The organism is Micrococcus sp. iso_26, from assembly GCF_056172975.1.
Genome location: NZ_CM149652.1, coordinates 1,252,858 through 1,272,101 on the forward strand (window position 1 = coordinate 1,252,858; position 19,244 = coordinate 1,272,101).

At 73.7% G+C, this 19,244-nt stretch carries 18 protein-coding genes; 5 read left to right on the forward strand and 13 right to left on the reverse strand.

Features of this window, described 5'->3' with window-relative positions:
* The first annotated feature begins 76 nt into the window (after positions 1-76).
* Positions 77-697 carry a DUF3043 domain-containing protein gene (locus tag AC0VX0_RS05795; protein ID WP_144820143.1) on the forward strand — a complete coding sequence of 207 codons (621 nt, stop codon included), beginning with the start codon at positions 77-79 and terminating at the stop codon, positions 695-697.
* Positions 698-763: 66 nt separating this feature from the next.
* Here the strand turns inward: AC0VX0_RS05795 and AC0VX0_RS05800 are convergent, their stop codons facing one another.
* Positions 764-1,891, reverse strand: coding sequence for a quinone-dependent dihydroorotate dehydrogenase (locus tag AC0VX0_RS05800; protein ID WP_475452024.1), 1,128 nt, complete (start codon positions 1,889-1,891; stop codon positions 764-766).
* A gap of 55 nt (positions 1,892-1,946) precedes the next feature.
* Here AC0VX0_RS05800 and AC0VX0_RS05805 point away from each other — a divergent pair, with 55 nt between their 5' ends.
* Positions 1,947-3,056 carry an alpha/beta hydrolase gene (locus tag AC0VX0_RS05805; protein ID WP_144820141.1) on the forward strand — a complete coding sequence of 370 codons (1,110 nt, stop codon included), beginning with the start codon at positions 1,947-1,949 and terminating at the stop codon, positions 3,054-3,056.
* Here the strand turns inward: AC0VX0_RS05805 and AC0VX0_RS05810 are convergent.
* From AC0VX0_RS05810 to hrcA, 10 genes are all read right to left on the reverse strand, one after another.
* Positions 2,996-3,859: an isoprenyl transferase gene (locus tag AC0VX0_RS05810; RefSeq protein ID WP_078025462.1), complete on the reverse strand. Its 864-nt coding sequence runs from the start codon at positions 3,857-3,859 to the stop codon at positions 2,996-2,998. The genes AC0VX0_RS05805 and AC0VX0_RS05810 overlap by 61 nt on opposite strands.
* A complete protein-coding gene (recO, locus tag AC0VX0_RS05815; RefSeq protein ID WP_101967656.1) occupies positions 3,856-4,677 on the reverse strand; it encodes a DNA repair protein RecO in 822 nt (273 codons plus the stop codon). Before recO ends, AC0VX0_RS05810 begins: the two co-directional genes overlap by 4 nt.
* Positions 4,674-6,407: a 2-isopropylmalate synthase gene (gene leuA, locus AC0VX0_RS05820; RefSeq protein WP_221845051.1), complete on the reverse strand. Its 1,734-nt coding sequence runs from the start codon at positions 6,405-6,407 to the stop codon at positions 4,674-4,676. The genes recO and leuA overlap by 4 nt, the downstream gene beginning before the upstream one ends.
* A 335-nt stretch (positions 6,408-6,742) precedes the next feature.
* Positions 6,743-7,708: a GTPase Era gene (gene era / locus AC0VX0_RS05825; protein WP_041103742.1), complete on the reverse strand. Its 966-nt coding sequence runs from the start codon at positions 7,706-7,708 to the stop codon at positions 6,743-6,745.
* 43 nt (positions 7,709-7,751) lie between these two features.
* Positions 7,752-9,077 (reverse strand): hemolysin family protein, encoded by a 1,326-nt coding sequence (locus tag AC0VX0_RS05830; RefSeq protein ID WP_119217271.1) that lies wholly within the window; start codon positions 9,075-9,077, stop codon positions 7,752-7,754.
* Between the two features lie 11 nt (positions 9,078-9,088).
* A complete protein-coding gene (gene ybeY / locus AC0VX0_RS05835; protein WP_010078622.1) occupies positions 9,089-9,562 on the reverse strand; it encodes an rRNA maturation RNase YbeY in 474 nt (157 codons plus the stop codon).
* Positions 9,552-10,589, reverse strand: a complete 1,038-nt coding sequence (locus AC0VX0_RS05840; RefSeq protein WP_230278170.1) for a PhoH family protein — start codon at positions 10,587-10,589, stop codon at positions 9,552-9,554. The genes ybeY and AC0VX0_RS05840 overlap by 11 nt, the downstream gene beginning before the upstream one ends.
* Positions 10,590-10,665: 76 nt before the next feature.
* Positions 10,666-11,427, reverse strand: coding sequence for a 16S rRNA (uracil(1498)-N(3))-methyltransferase (locus AC0VX0_RS05845; protein ID WP_144818818.1), 762 nt, complete (start codon positions 11,425-11,427; stop codon positions 10,666-10,668).
* On the reverse strand, positions 11,424-12,557 hold the full coding sequence (gene dnaJ, locus AC0VX0_RS05850) for a molecular chaperone DnaJ (protein ID WP_119217269.1): 1,134 nt from the start codon (positions 12,555-12,557) through the stop codon (positions 11,424-11,426). Before dnaJ ends, AC0VX0_RS05845 begins: the two co-directional genes overlap by 4 nt.
* Before the next feature lie 75 nt (positions 12,558-12,632).
* Positions 12,633-13,646 (reverse strand): heat-inducible transcriptional repressor HrcA, encoded by a 1,014-nt coding sequence (gene hrcA / locus AC0VX0_RS05855; RefSeq protein ID WP_119217268.1) that lies wholly within the window; start codon positions 13,644-13,646, stop codon positions 12,633-12,635.
* Between the two features lie 170 nt (positions 13,647-13,816).
* On the opposite strand from hrcA, the gene AC0VX0_RS05860 reads away from it, so the two are divergent.
* Both AC0VX0_RS05860 and AC0VX0_RS05865 read left to right on the forward strand, forming a co-directional pair.
* Positions 13,817-14,677, forward strand: coding sequence for a DUF3097 family protein (locus AC0VX0_RS05860; protein WP_036317197.1), 861 nt, complete (start codon positions 13,817-13,819; stop codon positions 14,675-14,677).
* A 94-nt stretch (positions 14,678-14,771) separates the two neighbouring features.
* Positions 14,772-15,191, forward strand: coding sequence for a DUF4870 domain-containing protein (locus AC0VX0_RS05865; RefSeq protein ID WP_002854682.1), 420 nt, complete (start codon positions 14,772-14,774; stop codon positions 15,189-15,191).
* Between the two features lie 15 nt (positions 15,192-15,206).
* On the opposite strand, the gene hemW is transcribed toward AC0VX0_RS05865, so the two are convergent.
* Entirely contained in the window at positions 15,207-16,487 is a 1,281-nt protein-coding gene (gene hemW / locus AC0VX0_RS05870; protein ID WP_221845049.1) for a radical SAM family heme chaperone HemW, read from the reverse strand.
* Positions 16,488-18,347 (reverse strand): translation elongation factor 4, encoded by a 1,860-nt coding sequence (lepA, locus tag AC0VX0_RS05875; RefSeq protein ID WP_036336574.1) that lies wholly within the window; start codon positions 18,345-18,347, stop codon positions 16,488-16,490. It lies immediately after the preceding gene.
* Positions 18,348-18,458: 111 nt separating this feature from the next.
* On the opposite strand from lepA, the gene AC0VX0_RS05880 reads away from it, so the two are divergent.
* Positions 18,459-19,121 (forward strand): type II toxin-antitoxin system PemK/MazF family toxin, encoded by a 663-nt coding sequence (locus AC0VX0_RS05880; RefSeq protein ID WP_036336575.1) that lies wholly within the window; start codon positions 18,459-18,461, stop codon positions 19,119-19,121.
* Positions 19,122-19,244: the final 123 nt, after the last annotated feature.

The window sequence follows — 19,244 nt, forward strand, 5'->3', positions numbered from 1 at the left end:
GCCAGCGTAGACGGCGACCGAGCCGAGGGCCGCGCCTCCGGGCGGGCCGGACGCGCCCCACCACTAGACTGGAGGGGTGTTCAAGCGAGACAAGACCCCCGAGACCGCGCCCGCCCCCTCGACTCACGGCTCCTCGGCCGCTCCCGCCGAGGGCGCCGTGGCCGAGGCCGGGCCGCGCGACCGCTCGCAGGGCAAGAAGGGCCCGACTCCGCGGCGCCGCGACCAGGAGGCCGCGCGCCGTCGCACCCTGGTCCCCGAGGATCGCAAGGCGGCCCGCAAGGCCGAGCGTCAGGCGATGGCCCAGGAGCGGATGCGCCAGCGCGCCGCGCTGGAGACCGGGGACGAGCGCGGCCTCCCGGCGCGCGACAAGGGACCGCAGAAGCGCTGGGTCCGTGACTACGTGGACGCGCGCTCCGGCATCGGCGAGTGGCTCATGCCCGTCGTCTTCGCCTACGTCCTGCTCATGTTCATCCCCGGCCGCGAGGCGCAGCTGATCCTGATGATCAGCCTGTACGTCCTCGTGGCCCTCGTGCTCATCGAGAGCTTCCTGGTCAGCCGGCACATCAAGAAGGGCCTGACGGAGCGCTTCGGCACGCCGGAGCCCGGGACCGGCTTCTACGGCATCATGCGGGCCCTGCAGTTCCGCCGCCTGCGTCTGCCCAAGCCCCAGGTCAAGCGGGGCGAGTACCCCGCCTGACACGACACCGCGCCACGGCCCGGACCCCGGTGGGTCCGGGCCGTCGCGGCCCCGGCGAGCAGACCGTCAGCCCCGCAGGGACCGGGCCAGCCCGGCGGTGATCCGGCCGGCCCAGAACGGCCCCTCGTAGAGGAACGCGGTGTAGCCCTGGACGAGGTCCGCGCCCGCGTCGAGCCGGGCCTGGACGTCGTCGGCGTCCGTCACCCCGCCCACGCTGACGACGGCGGTGCCCGTCGGCAGCGCCGTCCGCAGGACCTCCAGCACCCGCATCGACCGCTCCTGGAGCGGGGCCCCGGACAGGCCGCCCGCGCCCAGGGCGTCCACGTCGGCACGCGGGGTGCGCAGACCCTCGCGGGAGACGGTCGTGTTGGTCGCGATGACGCCGTCGAGCCCGAGGCGCTCGGCGAGCGCCCCGACGGCGCGCACGTCGTCGTCCGCCAGGTCCGGGGCGATCTTCACGGTCAGTGGCACCCGCCGGCCCGGGACCGCACGGTCGGCCTCCTCGCGCACCGCCGTGAGGATCGGCTCCAGCGCGTCGATCTCCTGCAGCTGGCGCAGCCCCGGCGTGTTCGGGGAGGACACGTTGACCGTCAGGTAGTCGGCGTGGGGCGCGAGCAGGCGGGTCGAGGCCCGGTAGTCGTCCGCCGCGTCCTCGAGCGGGACCACCTTGGTCTTGCCGATGTTCACGCCCAGGACCGGCCGGGTCGGACCGAAGCGGCGCTCCAGGGTCTGCCGGGTCCGCGCCAGGCGGGGGGCGACGGCCGCCGCGCCGTCGTTGTTGAAGCCCATGCGGTTGACCAGCGCCCGGTCGTCCACGAGACGGAACAGTTGGGGCTGCGGGTTGCCGGGCTGCGGCTGCGCCGTGATCGTGCCGACCTCGATGTGGCCGAACCCGAGGTCGGCCAGGGCGGCGGTCCCCCGGCCGTCCTTGTCGAACCCCGCGGCCAGGCCGAAGGGCGTCGGGAACCGCAGGCCCATGACCGTGCGCCCGAGCAGCGGGTCCGGGCGGAAGGCGGCGCGCAGGGCGGCGGACGCCCCGGTGCGCTCGGCCAGCCGGATCGCGTCGAAGCCCCGATGGTGCGCCTGCTCCGCGTCCATGCCGCCGAACACGGCACGGAAGAAGGGCGGGTACAGGCGAGGCGCACGGGAGGTCAGGAGGCCGTCGACGGCGGACTTGGGATCAGGCAGCTGCATGTCCCCATCCTCGCACGAGCCTCCCGCCCGCCCGGGGTCCTCCTAGAGTGGTCGGATGGCCCGTGACCCGCTCCAGCCGCCGCCCCCGGACCCCTCCGCCCCGCACGGCGCACCCGCCGGCGGACCGACGGAGGAGGACACCCGCCCGTTCCTCGACGATCCGCCGGGCCTGGGCTGGGTCCCGGACGGGCTGCCGGGCTTCGAACGATGCACCCTCGGCCTCGACACCGATGAACAAGGACAGAACCTTGTCACAGTGGTGCGTCCGCGCACCGACGCTGCCCGTGACCCGGCCCGGCGGCCCATCCTCTCGGTGCACGGCTGGAGCGACTACTTCTACAACGCCCCGCTCGCCCACGCGTTCGAGGCCGCCGGCTACGCCTTCCACGCCGTCGACCTCCGCCACTACGGCCGCTCGCTGCGCACGGGACAGACGCCCGGCTGGACGGACGACCTGGCCCGCTACGACGCGGACCTCGAGGCCGCGTTCGAGACCATCGCCCAGGACCACCCGCTCCCGCCCATCCTCATGGGACACTCCACCGGCGGGCTGATCGCCGCGCTGTGGGCGGACCGGAATCCCGGCCGCCTCGCCGCGCTCGTGCTCAACAGCCCATGGCTGGAGATGCAGGGCAGCGCGGGCGTGCGCCTGCTGGCGAAGTCCATCGTGGGGCCCGTCTCCGCCATGAAGCCCTACGCCATGCTCACGCTGCCGCGCATCGACCACTACTGGCGTACCCTCTCGGACCAGGCCGAGGGCGAATGGGACCTGCACCCGCTCTGGCGTCCCCCGCACGCGTTCGAGGTGCCGGCCGCCTGGCTGAGCGCGGTCCTCTCGGGGCACCGGGCCGTGGCCGGGCGGCTCGACGTCTCCGTGCCGATCCTCGTGCTCGTCTCCGCGCGCGGGCATCGGGGCACGTCCTACGGCGAGGCGATGCTGACCTCGGACATCGTCCTGGACCCCGACGCCATGGCCCGCCGCTCCCTGCGGCTCGGCGACCGGGTGACCGTCCACCGGCTCCCCGACGCGCTGCACGACGTGTTCGCCTCCCCCGCGTCGGTGCGCGAGGCGGCCGGTGCCGCGACGCTCACGTGGCTGGGGGCCTACGCACCGCCGTCGGCGACCGAGGCCGAGTCCGGCGCGCCGGACGACGGCGCCGGCTGAGGGGTGTCCACGGCGCCGCCGTAGCGCCGGTCCCGTCGGGCGTAGGTCTCGACGGCGGCCCACAGGGTCCGCCGGTCGACGTCCGGCCACAGCACGTCCAGGAACAGCAGCTCCGCGTAGGCGGACTGCCACAGCAGATAGTTGGACAGGCGCTGCTCTCCCGAGGTCCGCAGGAACAGGTCCACGTCCGGGACGACGTCGACGTCCTGACCCGTGCGGAAGCCGCGGTCGAGGTAGCGGGTGATGACGTCCTCGCTGATCTCGCCCGGCCGCATCCGGCCGGCCCGGACCTCTTCGGCGATGGCCTGGACGCCGTCCAGGATCTCGGCCCGGCTGCCGTAGTTCACGCACATGTGCAGCGTGGTGCCGGTGTTGTGGCGCGTGAGCTCCTCGGCCTCCTGCAGCTCCCGGATCACGGGGGTCCAGAGGCGCGGGGCCCGCCCGTTCCACCGGATCCGCACGTTCCACGAGTGCAGGGTGTCCCGCTGGCGGCGCAGCACGTCCCGGGAGAAGCCCATGAGGAAGCGCACCTCCTCCGCCGAGCGCCGCCAGTTCTCCGTGGAGAACGCATACGCGGACACGTGGCCGATCCCCAGCTCCACCGCCCCGGCGACGACGTCCAGCAGCGCCGCCTCGCCGGCCCGATGGCCCTCGGTGCGGGGCAGGCCGCGCTGGTTGGCCCACCGTCCGTTGCCGTCCATCACGATCGCCACGTGCCGGGGCACGAAACGCGGGTCGATCCGCGGGGCGACCGCACCCGAGGGGTGCGGCGGCGGGGGCTGCGGGGCTCGGTCGGCGCTCATGGTCTCCTCTCGACGCGCGGGGCGGGGAGGCCGAGGTCCTGGTCCAGGACGGACAGGGACACCAGGCGCCGCTCGGCGTGGAACTGCAGGTACGCCGCCACGATACCGGCCGCCTCGCGGCGGGCGGGGGCCCCGGAGGCGTCCGCGGTGGCCCAGTCCCCCGCCGCGAGGGCCGAGAGCAGGTCGAAGGTCTCCGGGGCCGGGTGAGCGGCACCGGGTGGCCTGCACTCGGGGCAGACGGCTCCGCCGAGGCCCACGTGCAGTGCCGTGTGCGGGCCGGGGGCGCCGCAGCGGGCGCACCGGTCGAAGGTCGGGGCCCAGCCGGCCTGGGCGAGCGCGCGCAGCAGGAACGAGTGCAGGATCAGGCGCGGGTCGTGCGCGCCGCGGGCCAGCGCGGCCAGCGCGCCGTGGAACAGGCGGTACTGGGCGCGCCGGCCGTCGTCGTCGACCGCGGGGACCCGCTCGACGGCCTCGGCGAGGGCGCCGGCGACGGTGTAGGCGTCGTAGTCAGCGGCCAGCATCGTTGCGTACGGGTGCAGCAGCTGCGCCTGGCTCACGGTGTGCAGCTCCCCCCGGCCGCGTGCGAGCTGGAGCGTGGAGTGCATGAACGGCTCCACCACCGAGCCCAGCCGGGAGGAGGTCTTGCGCACCCCCTTGGCCACGGCCCGGACCAGGCCGTGCTCGGGGGTGAGCGCCTCGATGATGCGATCGGCCTCCCCCAGACGGTGGGTGCGCAGCACGATGGCCTCGGTGCGGAACGAGTTCGCCGCGTAGCCGCCGTGCCGCGCACCCCGCCGGGAGGAGCCGGAGCCGCTCACGCGCGCAGGGCGCGGTTCACCGCGGACACCACGGCCTTCAGCGAGGCGGTGGTGGTGTTGTGGTCCAGGCCGACGCCCCAGAGGACACGGTCGCCCACGGCCGCCTCCACGTAGGCGGCGGCCATGGCCGCGCCGCCCTCGGACAGTGCGTGCTCGGAGTAGTCGAGCACGCGGACGTCCACGCCCTCCTCGCCGAGGATGCGCAGGAACGCGTCGATCGGGCCGTTGCCCTGCGCCGTGCGGGTCTGCGTGACGCCGTCGACCTCGAGCTCGGCCTCCATCCGGAACGCGCCGTCCTCACCGGAGGCCGAGGAGACCGAGCGGAGCCGGTAGTGGCCCCACTGCGCCTCCGCCGCGTCGGCGGGCAGGTACTCGTCCTGGAACACGCGCCACAGGTCGGCGCCCGAGACCTCGCCGCCCTGGGCGTCGGCCAGATCCTGGATGACGTGGGAGAACTCGATCTGCGCGCGGCGCGGCAGCTCCAGGTTGTGCTCGGACTTGAGCAGGTAGGCGACGCCGCCCTTGCCGGACTGCGAGTTCACGCGGATGACGGCCTCGTAGGAGCGGCCGATGTCCTTCGGGTCGATGGGCAGGTACGGCACGGCCCACGGGATGCCGTCCACGTCCGTGCCGGCCGCCTTCGCGTCGACCTCCATGGCCTCGAAGCCCTTCTTGATGGCGTCCTGGTGGGAGCCGGAGAAGGCCGTGAAGACGAGGTCGCCGCCCCAGGGCGAGCGCTCGGGCACGGCCAGCTGGTTGCAGTACTCGACCGTGCGCTTGATGTGGTCCATGTCGGAGAAGTCGATCATGGGGTCGACGCCCTGCGAGTACAGGTTCATGCCCAGCGTCACCAGGTCGACGTTGCCGGTGCGCTCGCCGTTGCCGAACAGGCATCCCTCGATGCGGTCCGCCCCGGCCAGGTAGCCCAGCTCGGCGGCGGCCACGCCCGTGCCGCGGTCGTTGTGCGGGTGGAGGGAGAGGATGAGCGAGTCACGGTGCTCCAGGTTGCGGTGCATCCACTCGATCGAGTCGGCGTACACGTTCGGGGTGGACATCTCCACCGTCGCCGGCAGGTTCAGGATCATCTTGCGGTCGGTGGAGGCCTCCAGGACCGTGGCCACCTCGTCCGAGATGCGCCGGGCGAACTCGAGCTCGGTGCCCGTGTAGGACTCGGGCGAGTACTCGTAGGTGATCTGCGTGCCCTTGAGCTGCTCCTCGAACTTCTTCACCAGGCGCGCGCCGGAGGTCGCGATGTCCACGATCCCGTCCTCGTCCTGCCGGAACACCACGCGGCGCTGCAGCACCGACGTCGAGTTGTACAGGTGCACGATGGCCCGGTCGGCGCCCTCGAGCGCCTCGAAGGTGCGCTCGATCAGGTGCTCACGGGACTGCGTGAGGACCTGGATGGTGACGTCGTCCGGGATGTGGTCGCCCTCGATGAGCTGACGGACGAAGTCGTAGTCGGTCTGCGAGGCGGACGGGAAGCCGACCTCGATCTCCTTGAAGCCCATGCCGACGAGCAGCTGGAACATGCGCAGCTTGCGCTCGGGGCCCATGGGGTCGATCAGGGCCTGGTTGCCGTCGCGCAGGTCCACGGCGCACCAGCGTGGTGCCTCGGTGATGACCTTGTCCGGCCAGGTGCGGTCCGGCAGGGCGACCTCGATCTGGTCCTGGAACGGGACGTACTTGTGGAACTTCATCCCCGACGACTTCTGCAGGTGAGCGCTCATGCGTGTTCTCCCTCGACGTGCGCGCGGCGGGCGCGCGAAAGGTGGGTGGTCGGTGGCCGGACCGGGAGGTCAGGGGCTCCGCACGGGGTGTCCGGTCCGGTGGGAGGCGTCCTGCCTCCGCATGCGCTCAGGCGGCGTGGATCACGGCCTGGCACGGGGACCCCGTGCGGCCGGGAAGTAGCAGGCGGGCCGTGGCCGGCGCTGTCGTCGCGAGGCGGAGGGACATGCCCCGACCCTAGCACCGAGGTGGGCCGGGCCACAGGAGGCCGTCCCCGTGTGACGCACGACGACGGCGGCCCGCTCCGGCGCGTGCGCGCCCGGGTCGGGCCTCCGGCTCAGAAGCCGAGTCGGCCGAGCTGTTTGGGGTCGCGCTGCCACTCCTTGGCGACCTTGACCCGCAGGTCCAGGTGCACCTTGGTGCCGAGCATGCGCTCGATGCCCGCCCGCGCCTGCGCGCCGATCTCACGCAGCCGGGAGCCGCCCTTGCCGATGATGATGCCCTTCTGGCTGTCCCGCTCGACGAAGACGTTCGCCCACACGTCCATCAGGGGCCGATCCGCGGGGCGGTCCTCGCGCAGGGACATCTCCTCGACCATCACGGCCACCGAGTGCGGCAGCTCGTCGCGCACGCCCTCCAGGGCCGCCTCCCGGATGAGCTCGGCAACCATGACCGCCTCCGGCTCGTCCGTGAGCTCGCCGTCGGGGTACAGGGGCGGCCCGGCCGGCAGCAGGCCCGCGAAGACGCCCAGGACGTCGTCGACCTGGCGGCCGGCCACCGCCGACACCGGCACGACGGCCGCGAAGCCCTCCCCGCCGTTCTCCGGCCCGAGGACCTCGTCGCCCAGCGCGGTCACGGCCACGAGCTGCGCCATGAGCTGCTCCGGGCCCACCTTGTCCGTCTTCGTCACCACGGCGACCACCGGGGTGCGGTGCAGGTACGAGAGCTGCTGGGCGATGAACCGGTCGCCCGGGCCGATCGCCTCGTCGGCCGGCAGGCACATGCCCACGGCGTCGACCTCGTTGAGCGTCTCCGCCACGAGGTCGTTGAGGCGCTCGCCGAGCAGGGTGCGGGGCCGGTGCAGGCCCGGGGTGTCCACGAGCACGAGCTGGAAGTCCTCGCGGTGGACGATCCCGCGGATGGTGTGGCGCGTGGTCTGCGGCTTGGAGGAGGTGATCGCCACCTTCTCCCCCACCAGCGCGTTGGTGAGCGTGGACTTGCCGGCGTTCGGCCGGCCCACGAGCGAGACGAAGCCGGAACGGAAGCCGTCCGCGGCGCGGGCCGGATCGACGAGATCGGTCATGGGGTCATCCTTGTCAGGCGGGGCGTGGGGTGGGGCGGCCGGCTCAGGCCACGGGGTCGGCGGGCGTGGCGCCGTGGGCCTGCTCCTCGCGCCGGCGCAGCCGCACCGGGCGGTCGGGGGTCTCGGAGACGCGCAGGCGCGCGACCCGGTTGCGGCGGGGCTCGAGGGTGTCCGCGACGAGCTCGATCCCCTGGACCACGACGCGCGAGCCCTGGATCGGGACGCGGCCGAGCTCCTTGGCCAGGAGGCCGCCGACCGTGTCGACGTCGTCGTCCTCGTCCTCCTCCGGCAGCTCGAACTCCTCCCGGAAGTCGTGGATGCCCATGCGCGCGTCGACGGAGTAGACGCCGGGCGCGACGAACTCCACCTCGGGGCGGTCCGGGTGGTCGTCCTCGTCGTAGATCTCGCCGACGATCTCCTCGATGAGGTCCTCGAGCGTCACGAGCCCCGCCGTGCCGCCGTACTCGTCCACCACCACGGCCACGTGGGTGGACTCGCGCTGCAGCTCCTGCAGGAGGGTGGCCACGGACTTCGACTCGGGGACGAAGCGGACGTCGCGCATGACCTCGGTGACGGGGGTGTCGGTCGCAGCGCCGTCGTGGTGCAGGGCGCGGGTGACGTCCTTGAGGTGCAGCATGCCCCGGATGTCGTCGGCGTCCTCGCCGATCACCGGGATGCGGGAGTTGCCGGAGCGCAGGAACAGGGCCATGGCCTGCCCGAGCGTGTGGTCGGCGTCGATCGTGACGACGTCGGTGCGCGGCACCATGACGGAGCGGACGATGGTGTCGTTCATGGAGAACACCGACTGGATCAGCTCCGCCTCGGAGTCGGCGAGCACGTCCGCGTCGTGGGCGCGGGCGACGAACTCGCGCAGGTGGCGCTCCTGGAAGTCGTCCTCGTCCTCCGGCTCGACCTCGCGACGGCGCCGGTCCCGGTCCAGGCGGGCGGCGAGCGGGCCCAGGGCCCGGCGGAGCACCCACACGAGGCCGCCCAGGCGGCGGGCGACGGCGGCCTCGTTGCGGGAGCCGATCGGCCGCGGGCTCCAGACGCCCAGCAGGGCGGCCACGCCCACGAGCACGACCGCGGCGATCGCCACGGCGAGCCACGTGTCGTCCACCACCGCGTCGGCGGCCGCGGTCAGGCAGACGGCGGACAGGGCCTCGGCGACGAAGCGCCAGACCCGCAGGGCCCCGAGGTGGCTCTCCCGCTCGCGGGCGATCTCCAGGACCTTGGAGCCGGGCTGCTCGCGGACGATGTCCTCCGCGTCCCGCCGGGAGAGGTAGGAGAACGCGGACTCGGCCAGGGACAGCGTCCAGGTCAGGCCGAGGAAGACCAGGAAGAGGGCGAAGAGGACGGCGGGCGTCAGCATGGGCGGTGCCGTCAATCCTCGACGGTGGGGGCCGGGGCGGGCCGGCCGAGGACCTCGGAGACGAGCCGATCCTGGAGCGTGAACATCTCCTCGCGCTCGGCGTCCTCGACGTGGTCGTACCCGAGCAGGTGGAGCATGCCGTGGGTGAGCAGCAGGAGCAGCTCGTCGTCACGGGAGTGCCCGCCGCGCGCCGCCTGCTCGGCGGCGACCTCGGGGCAGAGCACGACGTCGCCGAGCACGCCCTCGGCCGGCGCCTCGGGCGAGCCGGGGGTCAGCTCGTCCATGGGCAGGCTCATCACGTCGGTGGGCCCGGGCAGGTCCATCCACTCCTCGTGCAGCTCGGCCATGCGTGCGGCGTCCACGACGGTCACGGCCGTCTCGGCGCGCTCGTGGACGTGCAGGCGCGCGTACACGTGCCGGGCCATGCGCAGCAGCGCGTCCTCGGGGACCTCGATCCCCGACTCGTTCAGGATCTCAACGGCCACGGCGGGCCCCTCCTCGCTTCTGGGAGCGCTCCGCGGGGCCGCGGGCGGCGTCGTAGGCGTCCACGATGGCGCTCACCAGCGAGTGCCGGACCACGTCCGAGGAGTCGAAGCGGACCATCTCCAGTCCCTCGATCCCCTCGAGCACCTCGACGGCCTGGGCCAGGCCGGACTGGGTGCCGCGCGGCAGGTCCACCTGCGAGGTGTCGCCCGTGACGACCATGCGCGCACCGAAGCCGAGGCGGGTCAGGAACATCTTCATCTGCTCGCCGGTCGTGTTCTGGGCCTCGTCGAGGATCACGAACGCGTCGTTCAGGGTGCGGCCGCGCATGTACGCCAGCGGGGCGACCTCGATGGTCCCGGCCTCCATCAGCCGCGGGATCGACTCGGGCTCGATCATGTCGTGCAGCGCGTCGTACAGGGGGCGCAGGTACGGGTCGATCTTCTCGGAGAGCCCGCCGGGCAGGAACCCGAGCCGCTCGCCGGCCTCGACGGCCGGACGGGTGAGGATGATGCGGTTGACCTCCTTGGCCTGCAGCGCCTGCACCGCCTTGGCCATCGCCAGGTAGGTCTTGCCGGTGCCGGCCGGGCCGATGCCGAAGACGACGGTGGAGCGGTCGATCGCCTCCACGTAGTCCTGCTGGTGCAGGGTCTTCGCGCGGATGCGGCGGCCCCGGCCCGAGAGGATCGAGTCCAGGTGCAGCTGACCCGCGCCGCGCCCGGTGGCGGCATCGCGGACGTGGTGGACCACCTGGCCCATCACCTCGGGGGTGACGGCCTGGTCGCGGCGGGCGATCGAGCGCAGGTCCTCGACGACGCGCCGCACCGAGGCCACGTCGGCCACCGGCCCGGCCAGGTCCAGTCGCTGGTCGCGGACCGTGACGTCCACGGTGGGGAACACGCCGCCGAGGATCCGCAGCAGGGCGTCCTGCGGTCCGAGCGTGCGGACCATGAGGTCGGCGGTCTCGAACGCGACCCCCTCGTGCGCGGTGGCGGGCGGGGTCGGGGTCGTGGGGGGCACGGTCACGATGGGGCGGATCACCTCGGGGTCGTGGGGGCGGGACGTCCCGTCCAGTCTAGGCGTCGGCGCGTCGTCCTGCCGGGGCTCACCAGCGGCCGAGCCGGTGCTGGAGCACGGCGAGGGCGGCGGGGCCGGCCGTGGAGGCGCGCAGCACGTGCGGGCCGAGCCGCACCGGCACGGCCCCCGCGGCCACGCAGGCCTCGAGCTCGGCCGGGCCGATCCCGCCCTCGGGACCCACGACGACGGCGATCTCGGCGGCCGCGGAGAGTCGCTCCGCGGGCACCGCGGACACCCCGTGCTCCGCGTCCTCGTGCAGCACGAGGACGAGCCGGCCGCCGTCGTCGTCCCGGGCCAGCCCGGCGACCGCCGTCCCGGAGACGTGGTCTCGGACCGCGGGCACCCGGGCGCGACGCGCCTGCTTGGCGGCCGCGCGGGCCGTGTCCGCCCACTTCTGGCGGGCCTTGGCGGCCTTGGGGCCCTTCCAGCGGACGATCGAGCGCTCCGCCTCCCAGGGCACCACGGCGTCCACGCCGAGCTCGACGGCGGCCTGGACCGCCATGAGGTCCCGGTCGCCCTTGGCGAGGGCCTGGACGAGCACGAGCGCCGGGGTGGGCGCCGGCTCCTCCGCCACCGCGTCCAGCCGCACGGACACCGCGTCCGGGGCGGCCGCGAGCACGGTGCCGTGGCCGAGCGTGCCCGACCCGTCGGCCAGGAGCACGGCCTCCCCGAGGGCCAGGCGCATGGCCGCGGCGGCGTGTCGGGCCTCGGGGCCGCCGAAGACGACCTCCGCGCCGGCGCTCGCGCCGGCCAGGGCGCCCGGCTCGAGGTGGAACAGGGGGGCGGTCACAGATTCCTCAGGTTCTCCCGCAGCCGAGCGAACATGCCCTTGGCCTGGGGTGCGCCGTGCACGACCTCCTCGCCGCGCACCTCGGCCAGGCGCTCCAGGAGCTGGCGCTGCTCTTCGTCCAGGTCGGTGGGCGTGGTGACCACCACGTCCACCTTGAGGTCGCCTCGGCCCTGCCCGCGCAGGCGGCCGACGCCCAGGCCGTGGAGGACCTCGACGTGGCCGGACTGCACGCCCGGGTCCAGGCTGACGGACTGCGTGCCGTCCAGGGTGTCCAGCGTGACGGTGGTGCCCAGGGCCGCGGCGGCCATGGGGACGGTCACGGTGGTGGCCAGGTGGTCGCCCTCGCGGCGGAAGGTCTCGTCCGGGCGGACCGCGATCTCCACGTAGAGGTCCCCGTTCGGGCCGCCGCCCGGGCCGGCCTCGCCGCGGCCGGCGAGGTGGATGCGGGTGCCGTCGTCCACGCCCGCGGGGATGCGCAGGGTCAGCGGCGTCCGGGTGCGGACGCGGCCCTGCCCGTCGCACTCGTGGCAGGGCGTCGGGATGACGGTGCCGAACCCCTGGCAGGCGGGGCAGGCCTCGGTGGCCATGACGGTGCCCAGCAGCGACCGCACGGGGCGCTGGATCATGCCGTGGCCGTGGCAGGTCTGGCAGGTCTCCGGCTGGGTGCCGGGCTCGCAGCACGAGCCCTCACACCGATCGCAGCGCACGGCCGTGTCCAACTCGATCGTCTGCTCGCCGCCGAAGACGGCGTCGCGCAGGTCGATCCGCGCGGTCACGAGGGCGTCCTGGCCGCGGCGGGCGCGGCTGGCGGGGCCGCCGCGGCCGCCCTGGCCGGCGGCGTTCATGAAGGTCTCGAAGATGTCGGCGAAGCCCCCGAAGCCGCCCGCCCCGCCGAAGCCGCCCGGGAAGCCGGCCTGGCCGTTCTCATTGCCCGTCGTGTCGTAGGCCCGGCGCCGGCCCTCGTCCGAGAGCACCTCGTAGGCGTGGGAGATGCGCTTGAACTGCTCGGCCGCCTCCGGGTCGGGGTTGACGTCCGGGTGATGGGTGCGCGCGAGCTTGCGGTAGGCGCGGCGGATCTCCTCGGTGCTGGCGTCACGGCTGACGCCGAGCGTCTCGTAGTGGTCGGTCACGGTGGGGATTCCTCTCGGGGAGAGCGGGACGTGGGGCGATGCGGGACGGGGCCCGCCAGGACGCGCGGAGGCGCGTCAGGTGGTCAGGATGCGGGAGAGATAGCGGGCGATCGCCCGGACGGCGGCCATGGTGCCCGGATAGTCCATCCGGGTCGGACCGATGACACCGACCTTCGCCACGGCGCCGGGGCCGTAGGCGGCTGCGACCACCGAGGTGTCCGCGAGCGATCCGACGTTCTCGGACCCGATCCGCACGGACACCCCGTGGGCGTCCTGCTCCATCTCCGTGAGCAGGCGCAGCAGCACCACCTGCTCCTCGAGCGCCTCCAGGATCGGCCCGATGGACGCGCCGAAGTCCCCCGGGGAGCGGGCCAGGTTGGCGGTGCCGGCCAGGACGATGCGGTCCTGCCGACCGGCCTCGAGCAGGTCGTGGACGGCCGCGGCCACGAGGGCGGCGGACTGCTGGTGCTCCGGGCGGACCCGGGTGACGACGTCGTCCACCACGGTGGCCGCCTGCACCGGACCGAGCCCCAGCAGGGCGTCCAGCAGGAGGCCGCGGAGCACGGACAGCTCCGCCTCCTCGACCGGACGGTCCAGCACGGCGTGCCGCTGGTCCACCCGTCCCGTGGACAGGATGAGGACCACGAGCACGCGCGTGGGTGTGAGGGAGACCAGTTCGAGGTGGCGGATCGTGGAGCCGTCCTCGTGGGGGAACTGCGCGACGGCGACCTGCTGGGTCAGCTGGGCCAGGAGGCGCACCGTGGACTCCATCATGTGCTCGGTGTCCGTCTCCGGGTCCAGCAGGGTCCGCACGGCCCGGCGCTCGGCGGGGGACAGCGGCTTCACCTCGGAGAGGCGGTCGACGAACACGCGGTAGCCCTTGTCCGTGGGGACGCGCCCGGCGGAGGTGTGCGGGGCCACGATGAGGCCCTCCTCCTCGAGCGCAGCCATGTCGTTGCGCACGGTCGCGGAGGACACGCCCAGGGCGTGCCGTTCCACGAGCGCCTTGGAGCCCACGGGCTCGCGCAGCGCCACGTAGTCCTCCACGATCGCCTGGAGCACCTGCAGGCGGCGGGGCTGCTCCGACATCTCGGTCCTCCTCTGGTCCGTCGGGATCCGGGGCGACCCCGGAGGTGCCCCTGGCTGGCACTCCGGCGGGTCAAGTGCCAATGCTACCGTCCGACCCGGGGGACGACCCGACCGGCCCGCACGGCTTCGCTCACGGTGATCGCCCGCCCCCGTTGCTACCGTGCTCTCCCATGGACTGGAGCAGCTGGGGCCCCGCGGGCCACGACGACCTGACGCGCCGCCCCGCCCGGACCGTCCCCGATGTGCCCGCCACCCCCGGCACGGTGGTCGAGGACGTGGCCTCCGGGTTCACCGGGGCCGTGAGCGGCATCGAGCGCTCCGGCGGCGTGCACGTGGTGGTCCTGGAGGACCGCCGCGGCGTGCGCCGCGGCTTCCCCCTCGGCGGCGGCTTCTGGATCGACGGCGAGCCCGTGACCCTGGTCCCCCCGACCGCCGCGGCCCCGGCGGCGCCGGCCCGCACCGCCTCCGGCTCGCGACGGGTCGAGGGGGCGCGGGCCCGCACTGCCCGCGCCTCTCGCATCTGGGTGGAGGGCGTGCACGACGCCGAGCTGGTGGAGAAGGTGTGGGGCGAGGACCTGCGCCTCGAGGGCATCGTCGTGGAGCCCCTGCACGGCGTGGACGACCTCGCCGGGGCGATCCGTGCGTTCGCCCCCGGTCCGCGGCGCCGGCTCGGGATCCTCGTGGACCATCTCGTCACCGGGTCCAAGGAGGAGCGCCTCGCGGCCGAGGCCATGCGCGTGCCGGGGGCCGCGGGCAACGTGCTCATCCTCGGTCACCCCTACGTGGACGTCTGGCAGGTCATCAAGCCCTCCGTCTTCGGCATCCCCGCGTGGCCCGTCGTGCCGAAGGGGCAGGACTGGAAGACGGGGATCCTGCGGGGACTGGGCTGGCCGCACGGGAGCAAGGAGGCCACGGGGCTGGGGTGGAAGCGGCTGCTCTCCCACGTCACCACGTACGCGGACCTCGAGCCGTCCCTGCTGGGCCGCGTGGAGGAGCTCATCGACTTCCTCACCGCCGCACCCGAGCACTGATCTCGGCGCGGCCCCCGCCCGCCCGCGCTATGCTGGCCCATGCCCTGCGCCCGGTCCCCGGCGCGCGGGTCCCGCGATCCAGGAGGAGCCCCTCGTGAACACCCGCGCGCAGCCCGACGCCGGCCGCACCGGCCACGGCCCGCCCGCCTGGCTCGTCTCGGCCGGCGGCCGCGGCGCCCCGCTCACGGCGAAGCAGGACCGTGACCGCGCGGCGCTGGCCCATCTCAGTCTGGCGTTCGGCGTGCTCGGCCCGCTGGTCGTGTGGCTGCTCTATCGCGACCGCGGCCCGTTCACCTCGCAGGAGTCGCGGGAGGCCCTGAACTTCTCCGGGCCGCCCACGCTCATCACGCTCCTGTTCTTCTTCCTGTCCCTGTTGCCGGTGGTCGGCCCGATCTTCGCGATCCTCGGCGCGCTCACGTGGGCCGCCATGGCGGTCTACGGCGTGATGGGCGCCTCGCACGTGTCCAAGGGCCGTCCGTTCCGGTACCCGTTCAACCTGCGCATCCTGCGCTGACCCGGGGTCGGCCGGTCAGAAGCCGGCCAGCGCCCGGACGATCGCGTCGTTGCGCAGCCGCCCCTCGAGCGTCGGGATGATGCGCCCGTCGACGGCGGCGCGCCCGTCCAGCAGGCCCGCGGCGATGAGTTCGGCGATCGCCCCGCGGATCCGCGCGGCCTCCCCCGGCGTCTCCGAGACGAGCTCCGCGGTCGGGAGCCCGTCCACCGTGCGCACCGCGAGCATGATGCGCTCGAGGCGCCGCGCGTCGGCGTCGGGCCGCTCGCGGCCGACGGCGGGGGTGACCCCCGTGGCCAGCCGTTGCGCGTAGGCGGCGGGGTGCTTGGCGTTCCAGAACCGGACGCCGGCGAGGTGCGAGTGCGCGCCCGGGCCGATCCCCCACCAGTCCTGGTCCTCCCAGTACGCCACGTTGTGCCGCGCGCGGTGGACCCCGGAGCCCTGCGGGTCGCGCGCCCAGTTGGACACCTCGTACCAGCGGTAGCCGGCGGCGCTGAGCAGCTCCTCGGCGAGCAGGTACTTGTCCGCCTGGTCGTCGGGGTCCACGTCCGCCACCTCGCCGCGGGCCACCTGGGCCCCGAGCTTGGTGCCCTCCTCCACGATCAGCGAGTACGCGCTCACGTGGTCCGGGGCCAGGGCGACGGCGGCCTCGAGCGTGGCCCGCCAGTCGGCGAGGGACTCCCCCGCGGTCCCGTAGATCAGGTCCAGGGACACCTCCAGGCCGGCCTCGCGGGCCGCGGCGACGGCGGCGGGGACGGACTCGGGCCGATGGGTGCGCTCGAGCGTGGCGAGCACGTGCGGCATCGCGGACTGCATGCCCAGGGAGAGGCGGGTGAAGCCGCCGGCCGCGAGCTGGCGGGCGTACTCCGGAGTGATGGTGTCCGGGTTGGCCTCGGTGGTGACCTCCGCGCCGGGCGCGATCCCGAACCGGTCCACCGCCGCCTGGAGGATGCGCACGAGGTCCGCGGCCGGCAGGAGCGTGGGCGTGCCGCCGCCGAAGAACACCGTGTGCAGCGGGCGGGCGGGCACGTCCGAGGACGCGAGCACGTCCGCGGCGAAGTCCAGCTCCGCGACCGCCGACTCCCAGTAGTCGCCGCGGCCCGCGCCGGGGCCGAGGTCGACGGCCGTGTACGTGTTGAAGTCGCAGTAGCCGCAGCGCACGGTGCAGAACGGCACGTGGACGTACAGGCTGAAGGTGCGCGCCGCGCCGTCGCCGGCGGCCGCGCGCACCCGCTGCCCGACGTCGGCCGGCAGCCGGCCGTCGTCGGGGACCGGCTCGCCGAGGGGCAGGGCGGGCACTTACTTCTTCGCCGCCTGGTCGGCGCCGGCGCCGTCCGAGGACAGGGCGGCGATGAAGGCCTCCTGCGGGACCTCGACCCGGCCCACCATCTTCATGCGCTTCTTGCCCTCCTTCTGCTTCTCGAGCAGCTTGCGCTTGCGGGAGATGTCGCCGCCGTAGCACTTGGAGAGCACGTCCTTGCGGATCGCGCGGATGTTCTCGCGGGCGATGATGCGCGAGCCGATGGCGGCCTGGATCGGCACCTCGTACTGCTGGCGCGGGATCAGCTCCTTGAGCTTGCCCGTCATCATCACGCCGTACGTATAGGCGTTGTCCTTGTGGGTGATGGAGGAGAACGCGTCCACCTGTTCGCCCTGGAGCAGGATGTCCACCTTGACGAGGTCGGCCGCCTGGTCACCGTCGGCCTTCCAGTCCAGCGAGGCGTACCCCTTGGTGCGGGACTTGAGCTGGTCGAAGAAGTCGAACACGATCTCGGCCAGCGGGATCCAGTAGCGGATCTCCACCCGTTCCTCGGAGAGGTAGTCCATGCCCTTGAGGTTGCCGCGCTTGGCCTGGCACAGCTCCATGACGGCGCCGATGAACTCGGCCGGCACGATGATCGTGGCCGAGGCCATGGGCTCGCGCACCTCGAGGATCTTGCCCTCGGGGAACTCGGAGGGGTTGGTCACGGTGACGACCTCACGGTCCTCCCGGGTGACCTCGTAGACCACGTTGGGCGCGGTGGAGATGAGGTCGAGCCCGAACTCGCGCTCGAGGCGCTCGCGCACGATCTCCAGATGCAGCAGACCGAGGAAGCCGACGCGGAAGCCGAAGCCCAGCGCGACCGAGGTCTCCGGCTCGTAGACGAGCGCGGCGTCGTTGAGCTTGAGCTTGTCCAGGGCGTCACGCAGCACGGGATAGTCCGAGCCGTCGATGGGGTACAGGCCTGAGAACACCATGGGCTTGGGGTCCTCGTAGCCACCCAGGGACTGCTCGGCCGGGTGGGCGTGGTTGGTGACCGTGTCGCCCACCTTGGACTGCCGCACGTCCTTCACGCCGGTGATGAGGTAGCCCACCTCGCCCACGGCCAGGCCCTTCGTGGGTACGGGCTCCGGGGAGGAGACGCCGATCTCGAGGAGCTCGTAGGTGGTGCCCGTGGACATCATGCGGACCTTCTCCCGCGGGGAGAGCCGGCCGTCCACGACGCGCACGTACGTGACGACGCCCCGGTAGGTGTCGTACACGGAGTCGAAGATCATCGCGCGGGCCGGGGCGTCCGCGTCGCCCTCCGGGCTGGGGACGGCGCGGACCACGCGGTCCAGCAGCTCCTCGACGCCGACGCCCGTCTTGCCGGACACGCGCAGCACGTCCTCGGGATCGCAGCCGATCAGGGAGGCCAGCTCGGCCGCGTAGCGGTCCGGATCCGCGGCGGGCAGGTCGATCTTGTTGAGCACGGGGATGATCTCCAACTCGTGCTCCATGGCGAGGTAGAGGTTCGCCAGGGTCTGCGCCTCGATGCCCTGGGCGGCGTCCACCAGCAGGATCGCCCCCTCGCACGCGGCCAGCGAGCGGGAGACCTCGTAGGTGAAGTCCACGTGCCCGGGGGTGTCGATCATGTTCAGGGCGTAGTCCACCCCGTCCACGGACCAGGGCATGCGCACGGCCTGGGACTTGATGGTGATGCCGCGCTCACGCTCGATGTCCATGCGGTCCAGGTACTGCGCCTTCATGTCGCGGGGCTGCACGACGCCGGTGGCCTGCAGCATGCGGTCCGCCAGCGTGGACTTGCCATGGTCGATGTGGGCGATGATGCAGAAGTTGCGGATCACCGAGGGGTCGGTGGCAGCGGGCACCGGGGGGTTCGACGCCAGGGGCGACACGGGCACTTCCTCTACGGGTGACGGGGACGGGACTCTGACCGCCTAGTCTCTCATGATCCGCCGCCGACCCGACCCGGACGCCGGGCCCGCGCGTCCACTAGATTCACGCCCATGGCCTTCGACCTGCATCGCGCCCTGTCCCTCGGCCGCCGGACGGCACGCCTGATCGGCGCCCTCCGCGACGACGCCCGGCCGCGCCGGGCCGCCTCCGAGGCCGGTCGACGGGCCGGCGACCGGAGCGGCCCGTCGCCCTTCCCGGGCCCGCCCGGGCCTCCCGGGCCCGCGTGGGACCCCACGGAGCCCACCGACTCGTGGCCGATGCCCGGGCCCGGGCAGGAGCGCCGGCCCCGGCGACAGGACGCCGGCCGCCACGTGTCCCTGCCGGACTTCACCGGCACCGTCCGCGTCGAGTACGCGCCCGTGCCCGGGCCGACGGCCGGGCCGGGCGAGGTCGTGTGGACCTGGGTGCCGTACGAGGAGATGGACGGCCGGGGCAAGGACCGCCCCGTGCTCCTGATCGGCCGGGACGGGGCGCACCTGCTCGGGCTCATGCTGACCAGCCGGGACCGGAACAACGCCCTGGCCCGCGACGAGGACTACGTGGACGTGGGCGCGGGCGCCTGGGACCGGTCCGGCCGCGCCTCGGAGGTGAAGCTGGACCGGGTGGTCCGCGTGGATCCGGCCGCGGTGCGCCGGGAGGGCGGCGTCCTGGACCGGGCGGCCTTCGACCGGGTCACGGCCGCGCTGGCCCGCGCCCGGCGGCGGGGGCGCTGAGTCGGCCGCGCGGATCGCAGGGTCTGGGTGGTAGGATCGTCCGCATTGTGTCCGCCGGTCGACGGGCACCCCCGGAACGGGTCATCATCGGTGTTCCCCACGCCGCTCAGTCCACGGATCCGG